Origin of the sequence: Maledivibacter halophilus, assembly GCF_900167445.1 — a bacterium.
In the GTDB taxonomy this organism is placed as follows: domain Bacteria; phylum Bacillota; class Clostridia; order Peptostreptococcales; family Caminicellaceae; genus Maledivibacter; species Maledivibacter halophilus.
In genome coordinates this window covers 261,979-280,728 of sequence record NZ_FUZT01000008.1, presented here as the reverse complement: position 1 = coordinate 280,728, position 18,750 = coordinate 261,979, and the positions used below count along the sequence as shown (strand labels likewise).

General features: G+C 34.2%; 27 protein-coding genes. 24 read left to right on the top strand and 3 right to left on the bottom strand.

The features are described from left to right. Window positions 1-617: 617 nt before the first annotated feature. Both B5X81_RS16780 and B5X81_RS28835 read right to left on the bottom strand, forming a co-directional pair. Window positions 618-1,277, bottom strand: coding sequence for a helix-turn-helix domain-containing protein (locus B5X81_RS16780; RefSeq protein ID WP_170917366.1), 660 nt, complete (start codon window positions 1,275-1,277; stop codon window positions 618-620). A gap of 742 nt (window positions 1,278-2,019) precedes the next feature. After that, the gene (locus B5X81_RS28835) at window positions 2,020-2,151 is read right to left on the bottom strand and encodes a zinc ribbon-containing protein (protein ID WP_079491578.1); all 132 of its coding nucleotides are present in this window, start codon (window positions 2,149-2,151) and stop codon (window positions 2,020-2,022) included. A 189-nt stretch (window positions 2,152-2,340) separates the two neighbouring features. On the opposite strand from B5X81_RS28835, the gene B5X81_RS16765 reads away from it, so the two are divergent. Beyond that, window positions 2,341-2,727: a hypothetical protein gene (locus B5X81_RS16765; RefSeq protein WP_079491577.1), complete on the top strand. Its 387-nt coding sequence runs from the start codon at window positions 2,341-2,343 to the stop codon at window positions 2,725-2,727. Here the strand turns inward: B5X81_RS16765 and B5X81_RS16760 are convergent. Next, the gene (locus tag B5X81_RS16760; RefSeq protein WP_079491575.1) at window positions 2,724-3,299 is read right to left on the bottom strand and encodes a hypothetical protein; all 576 of its coding nucleotides are present in this window, start codon (window positions 3,297-3,299) and stop codon (window positions 2,724-2,726) included. The genes B5X81_RS16765 and B5X81_RS16760 overlap by 4 nt on opposite strands. 96 nt (window positions 3,300-3,395) lie before the next feature. Here B5X81_RS16760 and B5X81_RS16755 point away from each other — a divergent pair, with 96 nt between their 5' ends. The 23 genes from B5X81_RS16755 (at window position 3,396) to B5X81_RS16645 (ending at window position 18,727) form a co-directional block, all read left to right on the top strand. After that, window positions 3,396-3,788 (top strand): BC1881 family protein, encoded by a 393-nt coding sequence (locus tag B5X81_RS16755; protein WP_079491574.1) that lies wholly within the window; start codon window positions 3,396-3,398, stop codon window positions 3,786-3,788. 57 nt (window positions 3,789-3,845) lie between these two features. Beyond that, window positions 3,846-4,067: a helix-turn-helix domain-containing protein gene (locus tag B5X81_RS16750; RefSeq protein ID WP_079491572.1), complete on the top strand. Its 222-nt coding sequence runs from the start codon at window positions 3,846-3,848 to the stop codon at window positions 4,065-4,067. Then, window positions 4,068-4,397, top strand: a complete 330-nt coding sequence (locus tag B5X81_RS16745) for a hypothetical protein (protein WP_079491571.1) — start codon at window positions 4,068-4,070, stop codon at window positions 4,395-4,397. A gap of 121 nt (window positions 4,398-4,518) precedes the next feature. After that, the gene (locus tag B5X81_RS16740) at window positions 4,519-6,564 is read left to right on the top strand and encodes a Mu transposase C-terminal domain-containing protein (protein ID WP_079491569.1); all 2,046 of its coding nucleotides are present in this window, start codon (window positions 4,519-4,521) and stop codon (window positions 6,562-6,564) included. Between the two features lie 36 nt (window positions 6,565-6,600). Continuing rightward, window positions 6,601-7,560, top strand: coding sequence for an AAA family ATPase (locus B5X81_RS16735; RefSeq protein ID WP_079491568.1), 960 nt, complete (start codon window positions 6,601-6,603; stop codon window positions 7,558-7,560). A gap of 15 nt (window positions 7,561-7,575) precedes the next feature. Then, a complete protein-coding gene (locus tag B5X81_RS16730) occupies window positions 7,576-7,773 on the top strand; it encodes a hypothetical protein (protein WP_079491566.1) in 198 nt (65 codons plus the stop codon). Continuing rightward, window positions 7,773-8,000: a hypothetical protein gene (locus tag B5X81_RS16725; protein WP_079491565.1), complete on the top strand. Its 228-nt coding sequence runs from the start codon at window positions 7,773-7,775 to the stop codon at window positions 7,998-8,000. Before B5X81_RS16730 ends, B5X81_RS16725 begins: the two co-directional genes overlap by 1 nt. Window positions 8,001-8,024: 24 nt before the next feature. Next, a complete protein-coding gene (locus B5X81_RS16720; protein ID WP_079491563.1) occupies window positions 8,025-8,516 on the top strand; it encodes a host-nuclease inhibitor Gam family protein in 492 nt (163 codons plus the stop codon). An 11-nt stretch (window positions 8,517-8,527) separates the two neighbouring features. After that, complete coding sequence (locus tag B5X81_RS16715; RefSeq protein ID WP_079491562.1) at window positions 8,528-8,935, top strand: regulatory protein GemA; 408 nt, start codon at window positions 8,528-8,530, stop codon at window positions 8,933-8,935. A gap of 123 nt (window positions 8,936-9,058) precedes the next feature. Further along, entirely contained in the window at window positions 9,059-9,484 is a 426-nt protein-coding gene (locus B5X81_RS28170) for a hypothetical protein (RefSeq protein ID WP_244282057.1), read from the top strand. Window positions 9,485-9,509: 25 nt separating this feature from the next. Next, window positions 9,510-9,770, top strand: coding sequence for a hypothetical protein (locus B5X81_RS16705; RefSeq protein ID WP_079491560.1), 261 nt, complete (start codon window positions 9,510-9,512; stop codon window positions 9,768-9,770). A 21-nt stretch (window positions 9,771-9,791) separates the two neighbouring features. Further along, complete coding sequence (locus B5X81_RS16700; RefSeq protein WP_079491559.1) at window positions 9,792-10,187, top strand: hypothetical protein; 396 nt, start codon at window positions 9,792-9,794, stop codon at window positions 10,185-10,187. Window positions 10,188-10,201: 14 nt separating this feature from the next. Next, window positions 10,202-10,927 carry an N-acetylmuramoyl-L-alanine amidase gene (locus tag B5X81_RS16695; protein ID WP_079491557.1) on the top strand — a complete coding sequence of 242 codons (726 nt, stop codon included), beginning with the start codon at window positions 10,202-10,204 and terminating at the stop codon, window positions 10,925-10,927. Window positions 10,928-10,961: 34 nt separating this feature from the next. Beyond that, complete coding sequence (locus B5X81_RS16690; protein ID WP_170917365.1) at window positions 10,962-11,282, top strand: Mor transcription activator family protein; 321 nt, start codon at window positions 10,962-10,964, stop codon at window positions 11,280-11,282. A gap of 119 nt (window positions 11,283-11,401) precedes the next feature. Next, complete coding sequence (locus tag B5X81_RS16685; RefSeq protein ID WP_079491553.1) at window positions 11,402-11,854, top strand: hypothetical protein; 453 nt, start codon at window positions 11,402-11,404, stop codon at window positions 11,852-11,854. Continuing rightward, window positions 11,844-12,173, top strand: a complete 330-nt coding sequence (locus tag B5X81_RS16680) for a hypothetical protein (RefSeq protein WP_079491551.1) — start codon at window positions 11,844-11,846, stop codon at window positions 12,171-12,173. Before B5X81_RS16685 ends, B5X81_RS16680 begins: the two co-directional genes overlap by 11 nt. Beyond that, complete coding sequence (locus B5X81_RS16675) at window positions 12,166-12,480, top strand: hypothetical protein (protein WP_079491549.1); 315 nt, start codon at window positions 12,166-12,168, stop codon at window positions 12,478-12,480. Before B5X81_RS16680 ends, B5X81_RS16675 begins: the two co-directional genes overlap by 8 nt. Then, complete coding sequence (locus B5X81_RS16670; protein ID WP_079491547.1) at window positions 12,480-13,043, top strand: phage protein Gp27 family protein; 564 nt, start codon at window positions 12,480-12,482, stop codon at window positions 13,041-13,043. The genes B5X81_RS16675 and B5X81_RS16670 overlap by 1 nt, the downstream gene beginning before the upstream one ends. Then, window positions 13,036-14,802 (top strand): phage terminase large subunit, encoded by a 1,767-nt coding sequence (gene terL, locus B5X81_RS16665; RefSeq protein WP_079491545.1) that lies wholly within the window; start codon window positions 13,036-13,038, stop codon window positions 14,800-14,802. Before B5X81_RS16670 ends, terL begins: the two co-directional genes overlap by 8 nt. 10 nt (window positions 14,803-14,812) lie before the next feature. Beyond that, window positions 14,813-16,393, top strand: coding sequence for a DUF935 domain-containing protein (locus B5X81_RS16660; protein WP_079491543.1), 1,581 nt, complete (start codon window positions 14,813-14,815; stop codon window positions 16,391-16,393). Beyond that, window positions 16,368-17,099, top strand: coding sequence for a phage head morphogenesis protein (locus B5X81_RS16655; RefSeq protein WP_079491541.1), 732 nt, complete (start codon window positions 16,368-16,370; stop codon window positions 17,097-17,099). The genes B5X81_RS16660 and B5X81_RS16655 overlap by 26 nt, the downstream gene beginning before the upstream one ends. Before the next feature lie 210 nt (window positions 17,100-17,309). Continuing rightward, on the top strand, window positions 17,310-18,326 hold the full coding sequence (locus tag B5X81_RS16650; RefSeq protein ID WP_244282056.1) for a phage protease: 1,017 nt from the start codon (window positions 17,310-17,312) through the stop codon (window positions 18,324-18,326). Further along, entirely contained in the window at window positions 18,326-18,727 is a 402-nt protein-coding gene (locus B5X81_RS16645) for a hypothetical protein (protein ID WP_079491539.1), read from the top strand. The genes B5X81_RS16650 and B5X81_RS16645 overlap by 1 nt, the downstream gene beginning before the upstream one ends. The last annotated feature ends 23 nt before the right edge of the window (window positions 18,728-18,750 follow it).

Here is an 18,750-nt window from a genome sequence, read left to right as displayed (position 1 = left end):
TGTAGAGAGACAAGTTAAACTGCAAAACCCCCGAAGGGAAAAGATAAAATAATAAACCGTGGGATATATTGGGATTACAAGAGAAAGAACGATTTAGCTAGAGATAGGATTTAAGAGGCGATGGACACGAATAATTGCAAAACCATCTAGCTGATCGGCAGTTTTTGAACGAGACATGCTGCTGTTAACGAATTTAACGTTACAATAAAACGCTTTGTAACGTGTACCGTCAGTATTAGAACTAATCAGCGTTAAAGTGTGTTAACAAGTTTTTTACCTTGGCTATAGTATATCATAAAAATTGGAATTTTAAGCGTGCATTTTTTAAGGGTTAAGCGTGCATAGGTATAAGTATTGAAAATACTGAGTTTTATAGATTGAAAGAATTTTTTTAAGCGTGCATTAAATTTAAATAAAAAAGTGGAAATAATTCAAGATTTAAATTTGGAAAATAACCACAATTTTTACAAGAACCTGATATCAAATGACAATTAACATTTATCATTTTGAGCATATCAAACCGGTGCTTGTTTTTTTTATGTTTATTTAGTGAAGAACTTCACTATTGCAAGATAAAAAATATTAGTGAAGTTCTTCACTTTTTGAGGATAAAAAAATCAAGCTGTAGCATCATCTAGAGTAGCGGTTTCTTCGCCATGCGTGAAAGTCGATGACTCTCCCTTTTTATTCGCTTCATTGTAACTTTGAAGCCTATAATTTACGTAATTTTTAATTTCCTTCAGCTCAGATGGAGGTAACTCTTTTAAAAGTTCCACTATTTCTTTTATATATATATTATCTACTGCTCCTAATTCTTTGATAGCTTTTATTTCTTTGTAAAGATCGGGAAAATCATTTTTTATAGCAAATACGCCATATGTTTGGTCTGGGGTATTTTTATTCATATTTACATTTGACTCTTCTTTAATTAGAGTAACAAAAGTTTCCCATATTTGCTTTAATAAAGTTTTCCTTTGGGGATTAAATATATTTGAAGGATCAGCTGGCTTACCATCTATTGTATAGTTTTCTATAAAATATTCTGCACTACCCTCTTTAGCCTTATTAAACGTATCTTCTTTTCCGATTAAAAGCCAATCCGTTGACACTCTAAAAAAATTTGAAAGTGCTATAATTGCAGTCGCTGTAGGGCTCAATGAATTGTTTTCTATTTTACTTATATTACTTCTTGAAATATTAGTTGCATTGGATAAATCTTGCTGCTTAATATTATGAAGTTTTCTAAGGTATTTCAATCTATCTCCAAGAGTGTTCAAATGAAATCTCCTTTCCTTTAAGTTCTTATAAGAACCAAAATATGTTCTTATAAGAAATATTTTAATATTTTTTCTCGTATAAGAACATAATACTATTGACAATGTTCTTATATGAACATATAATATAATTATCAAGTGAATTTCTACACCTTAAGTTTATCATAATTTCATAGGTGTAGTTAACCAAACATATGTATTGTGTCAAAAATAATTTGACATATAAAAAACTCTAATCTAATAATTCCCTCCATCGGAATTATCTATACATAGCATTCTCTTCAAGGACAAGTTCATTGTCGGTGGTGCTGCTGATAAAAATAAACAATCGTTTAATCCTAGAACCAGCCCATAGGGATATGAGACAGTAGGAGCCTGTATCAAAATTGGTTAGGGATTAGGATGGCAAAGGTGATGTTTTGAAAAGTTTAAACGATTTGCTAAAAGGAGAAATAATTGCATATTGTTACATGGTAATGCGAGGTAAGCCAGCAGCTATAATTCCAATAAAAACATCTCAAATTACTGCTGCTGCAAAGTATATTGAAGAAAGTTTTAATTTAAGAACCTATGCTAAATGCTTGACTGATGAATGGGCTACTTTATGGATATACAAAGATGAGTATTTAGTGGAAGTTATTAAGAGCTTACCTGAGAAGCCAAAGACAGTTTTTGATCATTGGGTTTTAGGTAAAGTCTTTGGCTACACAGATGAAGCGATTAAAGAATTTGTGACGGAGAACTACTATCTAAAGTCAGTACCGTCACAGCTAGGACATGGTGGCAAAGTATCAGAGTTGTCATCTAAGTGAACAGTTTGTCCACAATTTGTACAAGTATATGTACCTATACCTGGTTTTTCGCCAGTTGTTGGCATAGTGAAATCCCCCTTTCTGTGGTGTTTTAAAAGTGTTAACAACTATATTTTAACACTATAGGAAGGTAATTACAAAATACTGGTTATGTTTGGCGGTAAAAACAGTAAAAACCGTACTGGGTCTTATGAATTCCCCATGTGTCAGAGAATTGTTCTTTGAAAAGTAAATAAAGAAAGGTGGTAAGTCAGATGACACTTACTAAAGAAGCTTTGAGAAAAGAAGTTTTTTATACAATAAAGTCTTTTGGGGATAGTTATGGATTGGCCTATGACGAAGCCTTAGATATCTTCTATAATGTCATGAATGAAACAGCTGGAGGAGAAGACTCTATTAATACTGATAAATTTGTTTTGAAAAGTGAATTGTTAGAATATAAAAGACTTGCTTCAAAGCTTAGAGCAGAGCTAGAATCACGAATTATAAGATTGGAGAAAAAAGAGACTGAATCTTACTGCAAGATTGAAAGTGTGCCAAGACTGTATCTTGAAGTTGAAGACTGCAAATTTAAGATAGAAAAAATTTTAAAAAATCTTGAAAAATATAAATTATATGCAGAAGATTCAGCAATATTCTAGGAAGAAATATTAAAATAAGCTAATAAACTCTTTATAATGCTTGTGGCAATTTCAGGAACAGCTTTTTGACTTGTTTTGGCAATAATATTTGAGAAAAAATTTTTAAGTTTGTTATCGTCTAACTTCTTACTATTTATGTCGTTAATTAAATCGATTACTAAATCTTTGATTTCATTTTTTAAATTATCATCTAAATCAGATGCTTCAATTGCTTTGTCTATTTTATTAAAGCTATTATTTACACTCACATTATTACCTGTGATATTGTTGTTGCCATTTATATAAGTAATAGATGTTGCTGGAAAAGCTCTATTAAACTCAGAAGGATTCATAAACAATTTTTTTCCACGACTTGTTAGTCGTGCTGCTTTAAAATGTGAACCTAAAGCTTTGAGAAGTTTAATATAGCCTTCTTCTTCTAAAAAATCAATATTTACTTTCAATTGATTTTCTGGAATATTTAAATTTTCTAAGAAGTACTTAGGGCCAAATCCATATCGATTAAGCCCATGTTCATTGGCAAATTGGTTTAATAATTTCAAAATTTCTCTGCAAACTTGAACATCATCCACAAGCTCACCTCCTTTTTTAAGTGTTAGGAAAATACTCGCATCTATATTTTAACACTAGAGAAAGGAAAAGGTAAATATATTTATTGGAGGAATTGCATGGATAGAAGAAATGTCACTTATAAAGGGATCAGGTACAAAGGCAAGATGTATTGGAATGATTTACTAAAGACATATATAGGGGAGCAAGTTTATGTGATGACTTCCCAGGACAATAGCTTTATCAATGTATATGAAGGGAAAACATTTCTCTGCAAGGCCAAAGCCTTTAAGAAGCCAAAAGATAAAAAGGAGGACGATAAAACTATGCTTGGTTTTGGTAAAAAGCTAAAGGATTACAAAACAACTGAGCTTATCAAGGAGCTGCAATCCAGAAAGCATGTAACCATAGCAAAAATGAAAAAGGAACAGCAATTTAAATTTAGAGGAGACAATAAACATATAAAGGAATGGGGACCAGCTGTTGTATTAGTAATAAGAAATGCACAATAAAAAGCAATAAAAACTAAAGAAAACATATCACTTTTGTAACAATAAGGGGGCGACATCATGAAGTGCAAAAGAAAACTTACAAGCTTTGGTATCAAGGTTAAAAAAAGATTAATAGAGCTAAATATGACTCAAAAAGAGCTTGCTAATGACTTAGGAGTAAGTGAAAGCTATTTAGCAGATGTACTAAGAGGAGAAAAACAAGGACTTAAATATTTAGATGAAATAGGAAGCATACTTAAGCTTGAAACCAAAATAGAAAATCTTAAGGAGGTAGTATAATTGGGGAAAATGACTGGATTTAGCTTTGAAAGTCAAATTAGAGATATAGCTGACTATCTGAATAAAATAAGCTCACTGGACATGGATAAGGAAATGGAAATAAAGTTTTTGGCAAGCAAGGAAAGAGAGCTGGGAGAAACCTTTAAGCTAATAGAAGAAAAGGAAGAAAAGCTTCTTAAGGAAATAAGGAATACCCTCCTTGAAATGAGCAGTAAAATCAGTGCCATAAAGGATCTTAAAATGAAAATCATGCATGAAAGAGAAGAATGTGCAAAGAAATATACAAGTCTTACTGAGGGAAATTCAAGTGAAGCTGAGAAAACAGCATAAAACGAAAGAAGAATATATCCTAAGGGCAAATAAAAAGGGAGCACCCCAAAGCGACTCTCTAAAAGCCTTTTAGATATATTCTCTCCCCTCATTATATCATAAATTTCTAAGGAGGGATAGAGTGAAGCATTGGATATCAACACAAAACGCTGCTGAAATTTGCGGCGTAGACGAAAGCACAATTAGGAGGAGAATAAGCCTTGGAAGGATTGAAGTTAAAGAAGTAATAAATGAAAAAAACCTAAAGATATATTTAGTAGACCTCTCTTCCCTTCCACCCGAAGCCCAAATAAAATATTTTGAAAAAATAAGTGGGGCAAGGGAAATAGGATGCACAGAGGAAATCAATATAGATGCTGATTTGGCTTCATATAGAGAAAAGCATGGCGAAGAAGGGATGCATAAACTGCTTAAAAAATACGAGCTTGTGCAAAGAGCTTTAAGTATTGATGAAAATGTTACAAAGCTTAGAAAAAAGCTGGCAAAGGAAAATGAAATAGGCTTTAGAACCCTTTACAACTGGATAAAGGATTATGAAAAAAATGGTTTGGCTGGCCTTATGAAAAAGGAAAAAAGCAACAAAGGTAAAAGCATGAGCTTTTGTCTAGAAGCAGAAATGCTAATGAAATCCTATTACCTAACACCTATAAGAAGAACCAAGACAGCCTCCTATGAAAAAATGGTTAAGGAAGCTGAAAGGCTTGGAAGTGAAGCATGCGATAAATGTAGATTTAATCAAGGGTCAAAACTTAGAAAAAAACTTGAGGCCCAGGGCTATGTTATAGAAACTTGCAAGAAAGAAAATAAAAAGGGAATGAAGTATTCAAAATGTTCTAAGTCTGCAAGTAGAATTTTGAATTCCATACCTGAAGAAATAGTGGCCTATGCAAGACGTGGCAAAAAATATTGGGAAGCAAACTTTATGCATAAAGCTGATAGAAAAAAGCCAGAAATTGTAAACGAGTGTTGGTTTGGAGATCATTATAGATTCAACGCCTTTGCGGTTGATAAAGATGGCAATGTGGCTAGACCCTGGCTTACCGCTTGGTACGATATAGCCACAGGGTGCATGGTGGGGTGGTGCATCACGATGCAGCCAAATAGTAGAACCATAGCTGAAGCCTTTATATATGGCATACAAGAAAAAAAGGACTTTCCCTTTTGGGGAGTTCCAAAGGTAGTGTATACCGATAATGGTAAGGATTATAGATCCCATGCCTTCGAGGGCGGGAAAATAATAGAGAAAAAATATGCTAACGCTATAGAATATAACCTAGAAACAGAAGGATTATTAAAACAGCTAAAGGTTGGCAATATACACGCTAAAGCCTATCACGGCTGGGTGAAGCCCGTCGAAAGGTTCTTTGGCACTTTTTCTGACAAATATGTTAGAGAAATACCAGGGTGGTGCGGAACTGATCCTGAAGAAAGACCTGAAACCTTTGCAAAGGATTTAAAAAGGCTGATAAAGCATAATAAACTGTGGACTTTAGACGAGTTGAAGGAATGGTTTGTAAATATAGTCTTAAAAGAATATCATAATACACCCCATGGCGGCTATGGAGGAAAAACGCCAATGGAGCTTTATATGGAGAAGGAAAAAGCAAGATACGACAAACCTAGCTGGGCAGTCCTTGGTATATGCAAAATGGAAAGTGAAAAACGTAAGATATCTACTCAAGGTATAAGGTTTGATAACAAGATTTATTGGAATATTGAGCTAAAACATTTAATTGGTCAGTGGGTCAAAATAAAATTCAATAGAGAGAATAAAGACGTTATTATCGTAACCCATGAAGGAAAATATATCTGTGCAGCTTCAGTAAAGGAAAAGCTTAAAATGGTATTTGAAGATGAAGAAAAAGTATCTAACCATGTATCGAATCAAAGAAAACAAGAACGAGAAGTTAAAGAAAGAATTGCAGAGCTTACAGGTAAAAGTAAGCCTAAGCCTAAAAAATCAAGTGCTAATACCCTGACAGGAGAAATAGTTGAAGGCCTAAAGGGAAATATAACTGTGTTGGAATATGAGAAGGCTATGAAGGATTATGATAAAGAGCTAAAAGCCCTTAAAAAAGATGAAAATAAAGAAAACAAGAAAAACCCTGCAAAGAAAAGATTTATTAAAACCGGTGAATCGGTACTTAAACGTCCAAATGTTATATAGAAATTCGCAATTTAATTTGCAAAGGGAGGAAATTTTATGAATACAGTTTTAAAACTTCAACCAGAAAGTGACATTTTCAATGCAAACAAAGAAGAAATAATTGAACAGATAAAAAGAATCAAAGAAGTTGAAGGGATACCATTTTCGGAAATTGCAGAGCAAATAGGAGTAAGTAGGTCCTTAGTATCCCAATTTGTAAATCATGGAAAAACAAGCGATGAACTAGAAAAAAAGCTTAGAAGCTTTTTGACTGGATATTACAAGGCTAGCGAAGCTGTTGAATACAGCCAAGAAATACAGCTCTTCCCTACTACAGAATTCAAAGGAATACTCGGCTTTTGCGAAGATATGAGAATGAGAAGGAAAATGGGAGTGATAATTGGATATCCTGGTACTGGCAAGACAACAGCTGTTAAAGAGTATGTTGAGAGAACGCCAGGTGCTGTATATATAGAAGCCTTTTCAAGCATGAGGATGAAGGATCTTCTTGAAATAATGGCTGAAGAGTGTGGCATAGAGCTTAAACGAGGCTCAAATTATAAAAGGATTCAGCAGCTCATAAGGGCATTGAAGAATAAAAAGCTTATGTTCATAATTGATGAGGCAGAATATCTCAAAAAATGGGATGTAGACAAATTTGAAATACTTAGAAAAATATGGGATAACACTAAGGTGCCTATAATTTTATGTGGCACCCATGAGCTTGAAGACATATTAACAAGAGGAAATGGAAAAGACAATTTAGCCCAGCTTTACCGTAGAAAATACATGATGAAGCTTATAGGCATTAAAGAAAAAGAGGTCAGAAGTCTTTTAAAGCAATATAAAGTAACTAAAGAAGCCGAGAATCTGCTTGTTGCACTGGCTATTGATGTTAAACATGGAGGACTTGGAAACTTTATTGAAATACTAGAATTATGTCTTGAATCTGCTGAAGATGGAGAAATCACTAGGGATATAGTAAAAGATGCTAAAAATTATAAGCTTCTTTATTAAAGGGAGGAAATCTAAATGGCATATGATCTTGATAAAGGCTTATTTATAATAAACTCAAGTCTCAGCAAAGACAAAAGACTTGAGTTTAAAGATCCATTGGTTGAAGTGAACCTTGAAACAGGTGAAGGATACTGCAACATAAGAAAATATTGGGAAAGGGAAAACGTAGTTATAGAAAATGTGACCTTGAAAAACAAGAAGGAGGCGGTTTAATGGGCCTAACCGAAACATTGAATCTTGCCTTCAACTCCTTTGAAGCAGGCGTTGAAAGTAAGAGAGAAGCTATTGAAATAGTTCTTAATTTTATAAGTAAGAATTACGAGGTCAAGAAGGATCTTGACAAAATGAAGCTAGAAGAAGCTTATGAAAACTATACAAACTATGATATATACATACACTGCGAAAATGGACGTGCAATATTTCCAAGCATAGAAAATTAAATGAAGCTAAAGGGGGATGAGAAAATGGCAAGAGTAAGAATACCAGATGAACCAGTTCTTAAAAGCTGGGATGATGTAAATTTAAATCTCAAAGAAATAGCTGAATGTGAAATTGAGATTGAAAAGATCCAGGGTGAAATGAATCGAAGGATTTCAGATGTAAAGCTTGAAGCAGAAATGGATGCAAAACCCTACAAAGAGAGTATTAAAACCCTTGAAAAGCAGGTTAAGAATTTTGTTGAATCCAACAGAGCTGACCTAAAGGGTAAAACAAAGTTCCTGAATTTTGGCAAAACTGGATTTAGGAAAAGCACAAAGATTGTTTTAAGAAAGGTTGACAACATTATAAGAAATCTTAAAAGTTTTGGCATGGTAGATTGCATCAAGATCAAGGAAAGCGTAAACAAGGATGTGCTTAAGAAATATACTGATGCAGATATAGCGAAGATTGGAGCGAGCAAAAAGGTAGAAGATGTATTCTGGTACGAAGTTGACAAAGAAAAGCTCAAGGCGTAGGACGTGATAATATGGCAAGGACTAAAAAAAGTAGACCTCAGATTAGAAGTATCTGGGGTCTTGCTAAATCAAAGGAGCTAGGCTTGGATGATGAAACCCTTTACTCCATCATAATAAGAGAAACTGGTAAGGATAGCATGAGAGAGCTTACAACAAGACAACTTAACAGAGTTATAGCTGTGTTAATCAATATGAAGGAAAAAGCGAGAGCTAGACCAGGTATGGCCACAGACAAACAAATAAGAAAAATACGAGCCCTTGAAAAGCAGCTGGGCTGGAATGACAATCCTAAAAGACTGCTAGGATTTACAAGAAAATTTTATAAAGTCGAAAAGCTTCAGTGGCTTAAGTTTGATCAGGCCTCAAATCTTATAGAAGGCCTTAAAAAAGTTTTAGATAGACAAGGAGGCAAAGAATGAGAGTTACAAGGTGTGACAAAAGAAATTGCAAAAACAATAAAAATGGATTTTGCACTTTGGAAGTTGTTTATATAAGCGAAGATGGTGTTTGTAAGGATAAAAAACAAAGCTAGGAGGTTTTGTATGAAGGAATTAATCTGGGTAAGAAAAGGTAAAGATGCATATGTTAAAGTTTTTAGGACAGGTATTGGATATGCAATAGAAAGCTTTATAAGAAAAAGAAAGCCCCGAATAATTAGAACCGATTACAAAAATACAAGGAATTTTTCCAGCACTAGCAAATGGTCAAGTGATCTTATTTTGAAGCACGCCCTAGCCGAAGAATCAGGCGAAGTCAAAAGAATTGAAAGATATATTTGTCTACCTCTAAAAGATAATACTAATCCACGTGATGATTGGAAACTTGTTACATGCCCTATATGTGGTAAATCCTGTTGGGAAAGTGATATTGCAAGAAAAGTATTGAAAAACAAGAATGTGGCTGGCGTTTGTACGGTTTGTGCTTTAAAAACTACAACAGACTTAGGAGGATTAAGGTATAGCAATTAAAAAGCCTAAGAAAGAGGGTAGAAAAATGAGATGTGATAATCAAAAATGTAATTGGCATTTTGAAAATCAATGTGTATGCGAAAACGAGAATGTTGTGGTTGATGGAAGACCTAATTCCATGAATTGCAGTTACTTTTTAGATAAAAATTTCGAAATCAATTTTTGGTCAACCTACTATGACTGCAATATGCTTATAAATGCTGTGAAAGAGAAACTGAAACATCGAAGACACCAACAGCTTAAAAAAGCTAAACACTTATTAGAGAAGTTAAACAAAGAAATTTAACAAAATTAAGAAGGTGGATATATGGCAAAAAAGAAAAAGTATAAAAAAATGACTCAAAAAGAAAAAAATGAACGGGCTAAAATTCGCAAAAAACTAAGAGAAGAAGGAGCGATTCCTCCAACAAAGCCGAGACTCAACCGAAGCAAATTTGCCAAAGAAACTGTTGAAGAATTTCAAAAAGATTTCAAAGCCTACTCAGATATACCTCACTTGTTTGAAGCTATTAGCTGGATGCTACCGATGGTTGAATCTGAAGTAAAGCCAAAGGTATCACCTGAGCAGGTGGGTGTCTTGAAAGCTTTAAAATTGGCACTTGAAATAAAGAAATTCCACCAAGATTTAAAAGATAAAGGAGAAACCAAGTATAAACCTATGGACATGTATGAAAAGATAATTGCACCTATAATAAAACTATAGGAAGGAGATATAAAATGAAAATAGCTATTGATGTGGGACATGGAATAGACACTTACCCCCCAAGCAAAGGTATAGGAGATTTTGCAGAGTTTAGTTTTAACAATGAAGTAGGGAAACTCGCTAAGGAAATACTTGAGCATAATGGATTTGAGGTATACCTATCACAGCCCTTTGACTCAAAAGAAGTTCCTTTAAAAATAAGGAGCAGTAATATAAATAAAGAAAAATGTGATATCGGCTTCAGCATTCATGCAGATGCAGCCTCCGACGAAGATGTTGCTGGACATCATGCCTTTTACTGGCACACTTCACCAAAAGGAAAAGTTCTTGCATTGAAGTGGCTTAAATATGCCGATGAAACACTACCAAACAAAAGCAGAGGGATTCGGGCATGCATTCCTAGAACATGGACTGATTTCCATATAGTCAGAAGAACTAATTGCCCTTTTATCCTTATGGAACATGGGTATTTTACAAATAAGCATGAAAGGGAAAACCTATTAAAATCACTTGAGTTTCAAAAAAAGTGTGCCTTAGCGATAGGGAAAACTGCTTGTGAATACTTTGATATAGAATTTAAAAATCCCTGGACCGAACGTTGGGGAGAGATATATATAAATGAGCTTTCTCAAAAAAAAATCATCGACAGCAGTCATGATAGCAGCGAAGAAGTTACATGGGATGAAATGGCAGCGGTGATATGTAGAATTTTAGAAAGAATAGAAAGGCTTGAAAAATAAATCAATTTGATGTATTGTAAAGGTGGTGGGGTCATTGAATAAAAAACTAATAAACCAAATACAAATTAATGACCTTGGAGAGCCATATTCTAGCATTGTTGATGAAATTGGACTGGAAAATACAATAAAGCTTGCGAAGATTTTTGGAGGAAGTAGAATATATTTTCCAATAATTAAATCCCTGGTGCTAGATCGCAGAGATAAGGAAATAAGAGAAAAATTTAATGGGTATAATCAAAGAGAGTTAGCCAAGCAATACATGTTATCTGAAGAACGTATTAGGCAGATTTGCAAAGAAAAAATGAAACAAATTAGAAACAAGCCCCTTAAAGGCCAAATAAGTATGTTTGATTAAATAATTTGACAAATAGTTTTGGACGACTATTTTGAGAAAAACCAATAGAATCATAGTATAAGGAAGATTATTCCTTGTGCTATGATTTTTTTATTTTCCAAAATTAAGGGGTGAAAGGAATGTTAAGTGAAATGCAAGGAACTATAACAAATGTATTATTGAATGTGGTGTTAGGACTGGTTACTTTAGGGGGTGCCTATGCAACATTGTACATCCAAAGAGCAACAAAAAAAGTAAAAATAGAAACGCAAAGAATAGAAGAGGAAAAGCAAAGAGATATTCTTTGGACTGCCCTTGATAGACTTGAAGATGTGGCTTTTAAGACAGTAAATAAAATTGAAGAAGTCAGTGCAAAAAATCTAAGGCAGTTGGTAAAGGGAGGGAAAATCGACAAAGAAAAACTTGAAGACTTAGCTGTAGTTGCATATAACGAGATAATAGACATCCTTGAACCAGAATACTTAGATGCCTTAGAAAGTACACTTGGAGATGCAGAAACATATATATTGAATACTATTGAAGAAAAAGTAAAGAAAGTTAAAGATTTAAAAGAGGTACCCCATGACCTTTAATACCTTTTTACAAGGTGTAACTACAGCTGGTGTTGGGATAATAATATTTTTCCTAAAAAAAACCCTAACTGACTTAAACAAGAAAATAGAGAAAAACGAATCTAAAATTGAAAACATAGAAAATGATCTCATGGAAAGAGTTGACCTAATGAATAAGGAATTCAATAATTTAAAAAGTGATTTACCCTTCATTTACACAACAAGGGAGGATCATGCGGCAGCCATGAATGCAGTAGATAAAAAAATGACAGGTATAGATAGAAAATTAGACAAAATACTTGATTTCACAATCAGCAAAGGAGGGCAAAAAAATGATTGAACAGGAAAAGCAAATCGCTGACAAAAACAAAGCTATAAGAGGATATATAATTCGATCTTTAGTAAAGGGACATCACAATCGACTATTATGCAGACAACTTGTAAACCTAATGATGAGGGATGCTATTATAATTTCCCCTGACATATCCGGCTATTTAGATTACTTGCATGAGAAAAAGTATATTGAATATACCGATGAAAAAATCACATCCTATACAGCTTACATGAATGATGCAATGATAAAACTTACATCGAAAGGAGTAGACCTTGTAGAAGGAACTACTAATGATCCAGGGGTTGATATTTAGTGGCAAAGCAAAGAAAGCGAACTAGAATAAGATCTAAGATTGATGAGCTTCCTGAAAATCTAAAAGAAAAAGTAAATGAACAAATCTCCGATACAAGATACACATACCTTGAAATATCTCAATTCCTAAAGGAACAAGGTTATGACATATCAAAGTCAGCGGTTGGAAGGTACGCCCTTAGAACCAATAATGCAACAAAAAGACTTATTGAGGCCCAAGAGCAAGCGAAGGCTTTGGTAAATGTAGTTAAAAATAACCCTGATGTAGATTATACTGAAGCGACAATGCAAATGCTCATGGGTGGGCTTACAGAAAAACTTGCCACAGCCCAGGAAGAATTCGATGCAATGCCTTTAGATAAGGCGGGAAGGTTAATTGTGGCTCTTAGCAGGACAAAAGTTTACAAGGAAAAAGTCAAACAAGATATGAAACAAAGAATAGATTTAGCCTTTGAAAAATTAGAAGAAGATATATGGACAGTCATCAAAGGAGATGCACTGCTTGCTGGAGAGCTTAAAAAGCTTCTTGAAAAAGCTAAAGCTAGGATGATAAGCGATGATTAATATTGATGATTATATAAGGAAACTAGATATTGAAGAGAATATAGAAGCTATTAATTTTGAAGAAGACCAAAGAAAGCTTTTTTTAGAATACACAGTGATTAATGATAGTTTTAGGGACTATAGACAAAAGCTTTTAAGGGCATATCAAAGAGGCGAACCCTTAGAAGGAAAAGATGGACTTAGAAAGAAACTAGGGGCAATAGACCTTGAATATTTTGGCAGAGCTTATTTAAGCCACTATTTTACAAGAACTTGCCCAAAGTTCCACAGAGAGCTAAATGACATATGGCTTACTGGAGTTTTGAAAAAAAATAATCCCCTATCTACCAAGTCCAAGAAAAAAATATCTAGGGCTAAAGGCTGTAAACATGGGATAGCAGCTCCAAGGGGTCATGCAAAATCAACCACATTTACATTTAAAAACTCAATACATGCCATACTTTACGAGTATAAGCATTACATTATAATACTTTCAGATTCAAGCGAGCAGGCCGAAGGATTTCTTGGGGATATAAAAATAGAACTTGAAGAAAACCCCCTTATCCTAGAAGACTTTGGCAATCTCAAGGGCAAGAAATGGACTGACAGTCATTTTAAAACAAAAACAAACATAAAAGTCGAAGCAATAGGATCTGGCAAAAAAATCAGAGGACGTAAAAATAGAAATTGGAGACCAGATTTAATTATTCTGGACGATATAGAAAATGATGAAAATGTAAATACACCAGAACAAAGAAGGAAACTGGCTAATTGGTATTACAAAGCAGTATCTAAAGCTGGAGATACTTATACAGATATAGTTTACATTGGAACCCTTCTCCACTACGACAGTTTACTAGCAAAGGTATTAGAAAACCCAGAATATGAATGTATAAAATACAAGGGTGTTTTATCCTTTGCTAAAAATCAAAGCCTTTGGGATGAATGGGAAAAAATCTATGTAAACCTAGAAAATCCCAACAGAAAAAAAGATGCTAAACAGTTCTTTAAAGCTAATAAAGAAGAAATGCTTGAGGGAGTTCAGGTACTCTGGGAAGAAAAACTTAGCTATTATGATCTTATGATCATGAAAATTTCAGAGGGTGAAGCAAGCTTTAATTCTGAAATTCAAAACGAACCTATTGATCCTGATAATAAAATATTCAATGATGAATGGTTTGATTACTATAACGAAGTCGAGATAGATTTTTCAGACAAAGATTTTATAATAGTTGGATGTATAGATCCATCCTTAGGCAAAAACAAAAGAAGTGATACTTCAGCTATTATAGCCATAGCCAAGAACATAAGAACTGGATACATGTATGTATTTGAAGCGAGTATAGAAAAAAGACATCCTGATGTAATCATAAGTGATGCTATAGAAAGTCAAAAAAGATATAAACGTGACTTTGGTAAAGGATATACCAAATTTGGAGTTGAAACAAATCAATTCCAACACTTTTTTAAGGATGTCCTTGCAAAGGAAAGTGCTAAATCGGGGGAATATTTCCCGATAGAAGAAATACAAAGTGTATCTAATAAAGATATGAGAATACGAAGCATACAACCATATATTAAAAACAAATATGTAAAATTCAATCCAAGACTTAAAACCCTTCTTAAACAACTTAAGGAGTATCCAATGGGAGCCAATGATGATGGCCCAGATGGCTTGGAAATGTGTATTAAGTTAGCTGAAAAAATATCTGGAATAACTAAAACTGATTATAAAACAGTTATTAAAAGAGCTTTAAGATTCAAAAAAGGTGCTTATTAGAGGTGCAAATATGATATTAGATCAATACGGAAAAAGAATAAGCTCTAAAAAACCAATACAAAGAGAAATAGCAGTGGCTGGAATTTACGATAAATACAGTGAATACCCTTCAGATGGTCTTACTCCAGTTAGATTAGCTCAAATATTTAAAGAAGCTGATACTGGTGATGTCTATAGACAAATGGAGCTATTTGAAGAAATTGAAGGTAAAGACTTGCATTTATTCTCACAGCTTCAGACAAGGAAAAACGCAGTAATTGGCATAGATTATGATATACTCCCCTTCTCTGATGATGAGAGAGACAAAAAGATTGCCGAATTCATTACAGATGCTATATCGAATATAGAGTCACTAGAGGATGTATTTATAGATCTGCTTGATGCAATAGGCAAAGGCTTTGCTGTTGGTGAAATAATGTGGAAACTTAAGAATAACAATGTATTGGTTGATGAGATAAAGTGGAGACATCAAAAAAAATTCTTCTGGGATGAACATGACGCAATGAAGGTCAGAACCGATAAAGAACCCAGCGGAATAAAGCTTCCTAAAAATAAATTTATAATTCATAGATATAAAGCCCGTTCTGGTCATCCGAGTAAGGCGGGAATTTTAAGAGTTGCAGCATGGATGTATCTATTTAAGAACTATGACATAAAGGATTGGGTTGCTTTTTGCGAAGTCTTTGGGATGCCCCTTAGACTAGGTAAATATAATTCTTCAACAACTGAAGAAGACAAAAACGCTCTGATGGAAGCTCTTATGATGCTTGGCAGTGATGCTGCTGGAATAATCCCAGATAGCACACTTATAGAATTTATCGAATCAAATAAAACAGCTTCTGCGGACATTTATGAAAGATTGGCTAAATTTTGTAATGCTGAAATGTCAAAGGCTATACTAGGGCAAACACTGACAAGTGAAGTTGGAAGTAGTGGCTCCTATGCTGCATCCAAAACCCACGGAGAGGTACGACAAGATCTTATAGAGGCTGACTGCAAGGCTTTAGCTCAAACCTTAAAAAGAGATTTAATAAAGCCTCTTTGTTTATTTAATTTTGGTACAGCAGAACGCTTACCCTATATTAAATTTCACTGCGAACCTCCAGAGGATCAAGAAAAAAATGCAAACACCTATGCGAAACTGATAAATGATATAGGGCTTCCAATATCCATAGAGCATATATATGAAAAATTTGGGATACCTAAGCCAGAGCCAGGACAGATAATAGCAAAGCCTAATAATAGTTTAGCTATGAAAGAAATTCCTGGTCAAATAATAGCTAATAAAACTAAGGTTAATAAAAATCCCATATCTGTAGAATATCAAAAAAAAATTGATGCCCTCGCAGATGGTGCCACTATAGAAAGCATCAAAATATTTAGGGAAATATTTAAGCCCCTAGAAAAGCTTATGGATGAATCTGATTCCCTTGAGGGCATGAAAAAGAAATTAGAAGATTTTAAAATTGTTGAGAAGCTATATAAGGAAATGGATAATCAAGAGCTCGAGGAGCTTCTTCACAGGGTAATGTTTGCAGCTGATATTCTTGGAAGGATGAGAGAGAATGCTGAACATCCAAAAGATAATTAATAAGCCCCTGAACTTTGAAGAAGCTATAGAATATTTTAAAGAGAAGATACCAGTAACTTCAGGGGAATTCTATTCGATAAAAGAAGATTATAAAACAAAAGCCTTTACTGTATCAGGTTATACATCCTTAGAAATTCTCAAAAAGTTTAAGGATGAATTAGTGAAAGCCCTTAAGGATGGAATAACTTCAGGGGAATTTAAAAACAGGATGAATGATTTTCTTGCTAGGAAGGGTTATGAGGGAATAACCCCCTATCAAGCAGATAATATCTTCAGAACAAATATTCAGACTGCATATAATGTTGGCCACTATAAGCAGATGACAAAGCCTGAAACTTTAAAGGCGAGGCCCTACTGGATATATGATGCGGTAAATGACAGAAGAAGCAGACCTACACATTTAGCAATGGATGGAAAAGTGTATCCCGCTGATCATGAAATATGGGACACATGGTATCCTCCAAATGGCTATAGATGCAGATGTAGTGTATCAACATTATCTAAAAGACAGGTTGAATTGAAAGGTCTTAAGATTGAAACTGAAATTCCAGTTATGGTAGAGCCTAAGGGTGGTGTTTTAAGAAACCTAATCCCCGATAAAGGTTTTGAGACTAATCCAGCAAAAACAGTTTTTGAGCCTGAACTTTCAAAATATCCTATGGCTTTAGAAAAGGCCTATAAAAAAAGAATGGATAAAAGCTTGTAACGGTTGAAAATACTAATAAATTTAAGCGTAACTTGATAGTATTTCCAAATAGAAATAGAAATATACATAAATCATCCGTTTAAAGGCCCTTATTTAAAGAAAAAGTTACCAAATAATAGTAATACACCTTTCCTATACTGGTAACGCAAAATAACGCAAGGTAACGGGGTTGTAACGCTATACAAAAATATAATTTACAGGTGATTATAGATGAAAATGAAAAACAGAGGTTTTTTCATAATAGCAAATAGTATAGATATAGATGGGATTCCTGAAAAAATCAAAATACTTCCATTGGGGCTAGTTAAGTCTAGAAAAGGGCCCTTTAAGGTTGATAAAGAAAGCTTTAAGTGTATGTACAACTATTTCAAGGATAGAAAGATTGATGTTGTAGTGGATTATGAGCATCAAACCCTTGAAGGAGTTCAAGCTCCTGCTGCTGGTTGGGTAAAGGATATAGAGTACACAGAAAAAGGTATTATGGCAAGGGTGAAGTGGACTGATAAGGCTAAAGGGTACCTTGCTAATAAGGAATATAGATATCTTTCTCCAGTGATTTTTAAGAGGAAAACCGATGATAGAGCCACGGTGCTACACTCTATTGCACTGACCAATACTCCGGCTATAGATGGCATGGAGCCTATTATAAATAGTTTAGATATTGATCTAGAAGGAGGAAATAAAGAAATGGAATTTTTAAAGAAATTAGCACAGCTATTAGGATTATCAGAAGATTCAACAGAAGAACAAATATTTGAAGCTATTAAAAAGCTTAGCGAAGCTTCAAATGAAAAGGAAGAAACAGAAACAATTGCAAGCAAGGAAGTCCTTGAAGCTTTAGATCTTAATGAAGGATCCACTCTTGATGATGTAAAAGGCAAAATCATTGCATTGAAAAATCCTGCTGGGTATGTTTCAGTTAGTGAGTTCAACAAGCTGAAGGAAAAGATTGAAAAAAATGAAAGTGATGAATTAGTAAAGATGGCTTTAAGCACAGGAAAGATCACACCGGCACAAAAAGAATGGGCTGAAGAAATAGCCCTTAAAGATCCTTCTGGATTCAAAAAGTTTATCGATACAGCCCCACAGGTAGTTCCCCTTGATGAAATTGGTGGAGGCGATGACGATAAAACAAAAATAAAAAGTAGTGCTGAAGAGATAAGTGTCAACAAAATGCTTGGAGTCAGCCAAGAGGACATTGAAAAGTATGGAAAGGATGATAAATAATGGCACTTGCAGCAGGAAGAAATACTCCAGAAAGACAAGTAAGCTGCTTGGTACTTCCAGTAAAGGCAGGAATCAGAATATTTGAAGGGTCACTTATAACCTTAGCCTCAGGATATGCTGTTCCAGGGTCAGAAAGCGTGGGACTCACAGCAGCAGGAAGGGCTGAAGAATATGTTGATAATACCGAAGGGCAAGATGGAGATGCCACTGTAAAAGTTAAAAGGGGCTGCTTTAGGTTTGAGAATGATCAAAATGATCCAGTTTTACAGTCTCATGTGCTTTCAAACTGCTATATTGTTGATGATGAGACAGTATCATCATCGGATGGATCTTCTTCAAGGTCTATAGCAGGAAAAGTAATTGCAGTTGATACCTATGGCGTATGGGTTGAAATAGAATAAATTTATAATTTAGGAGGAATGAA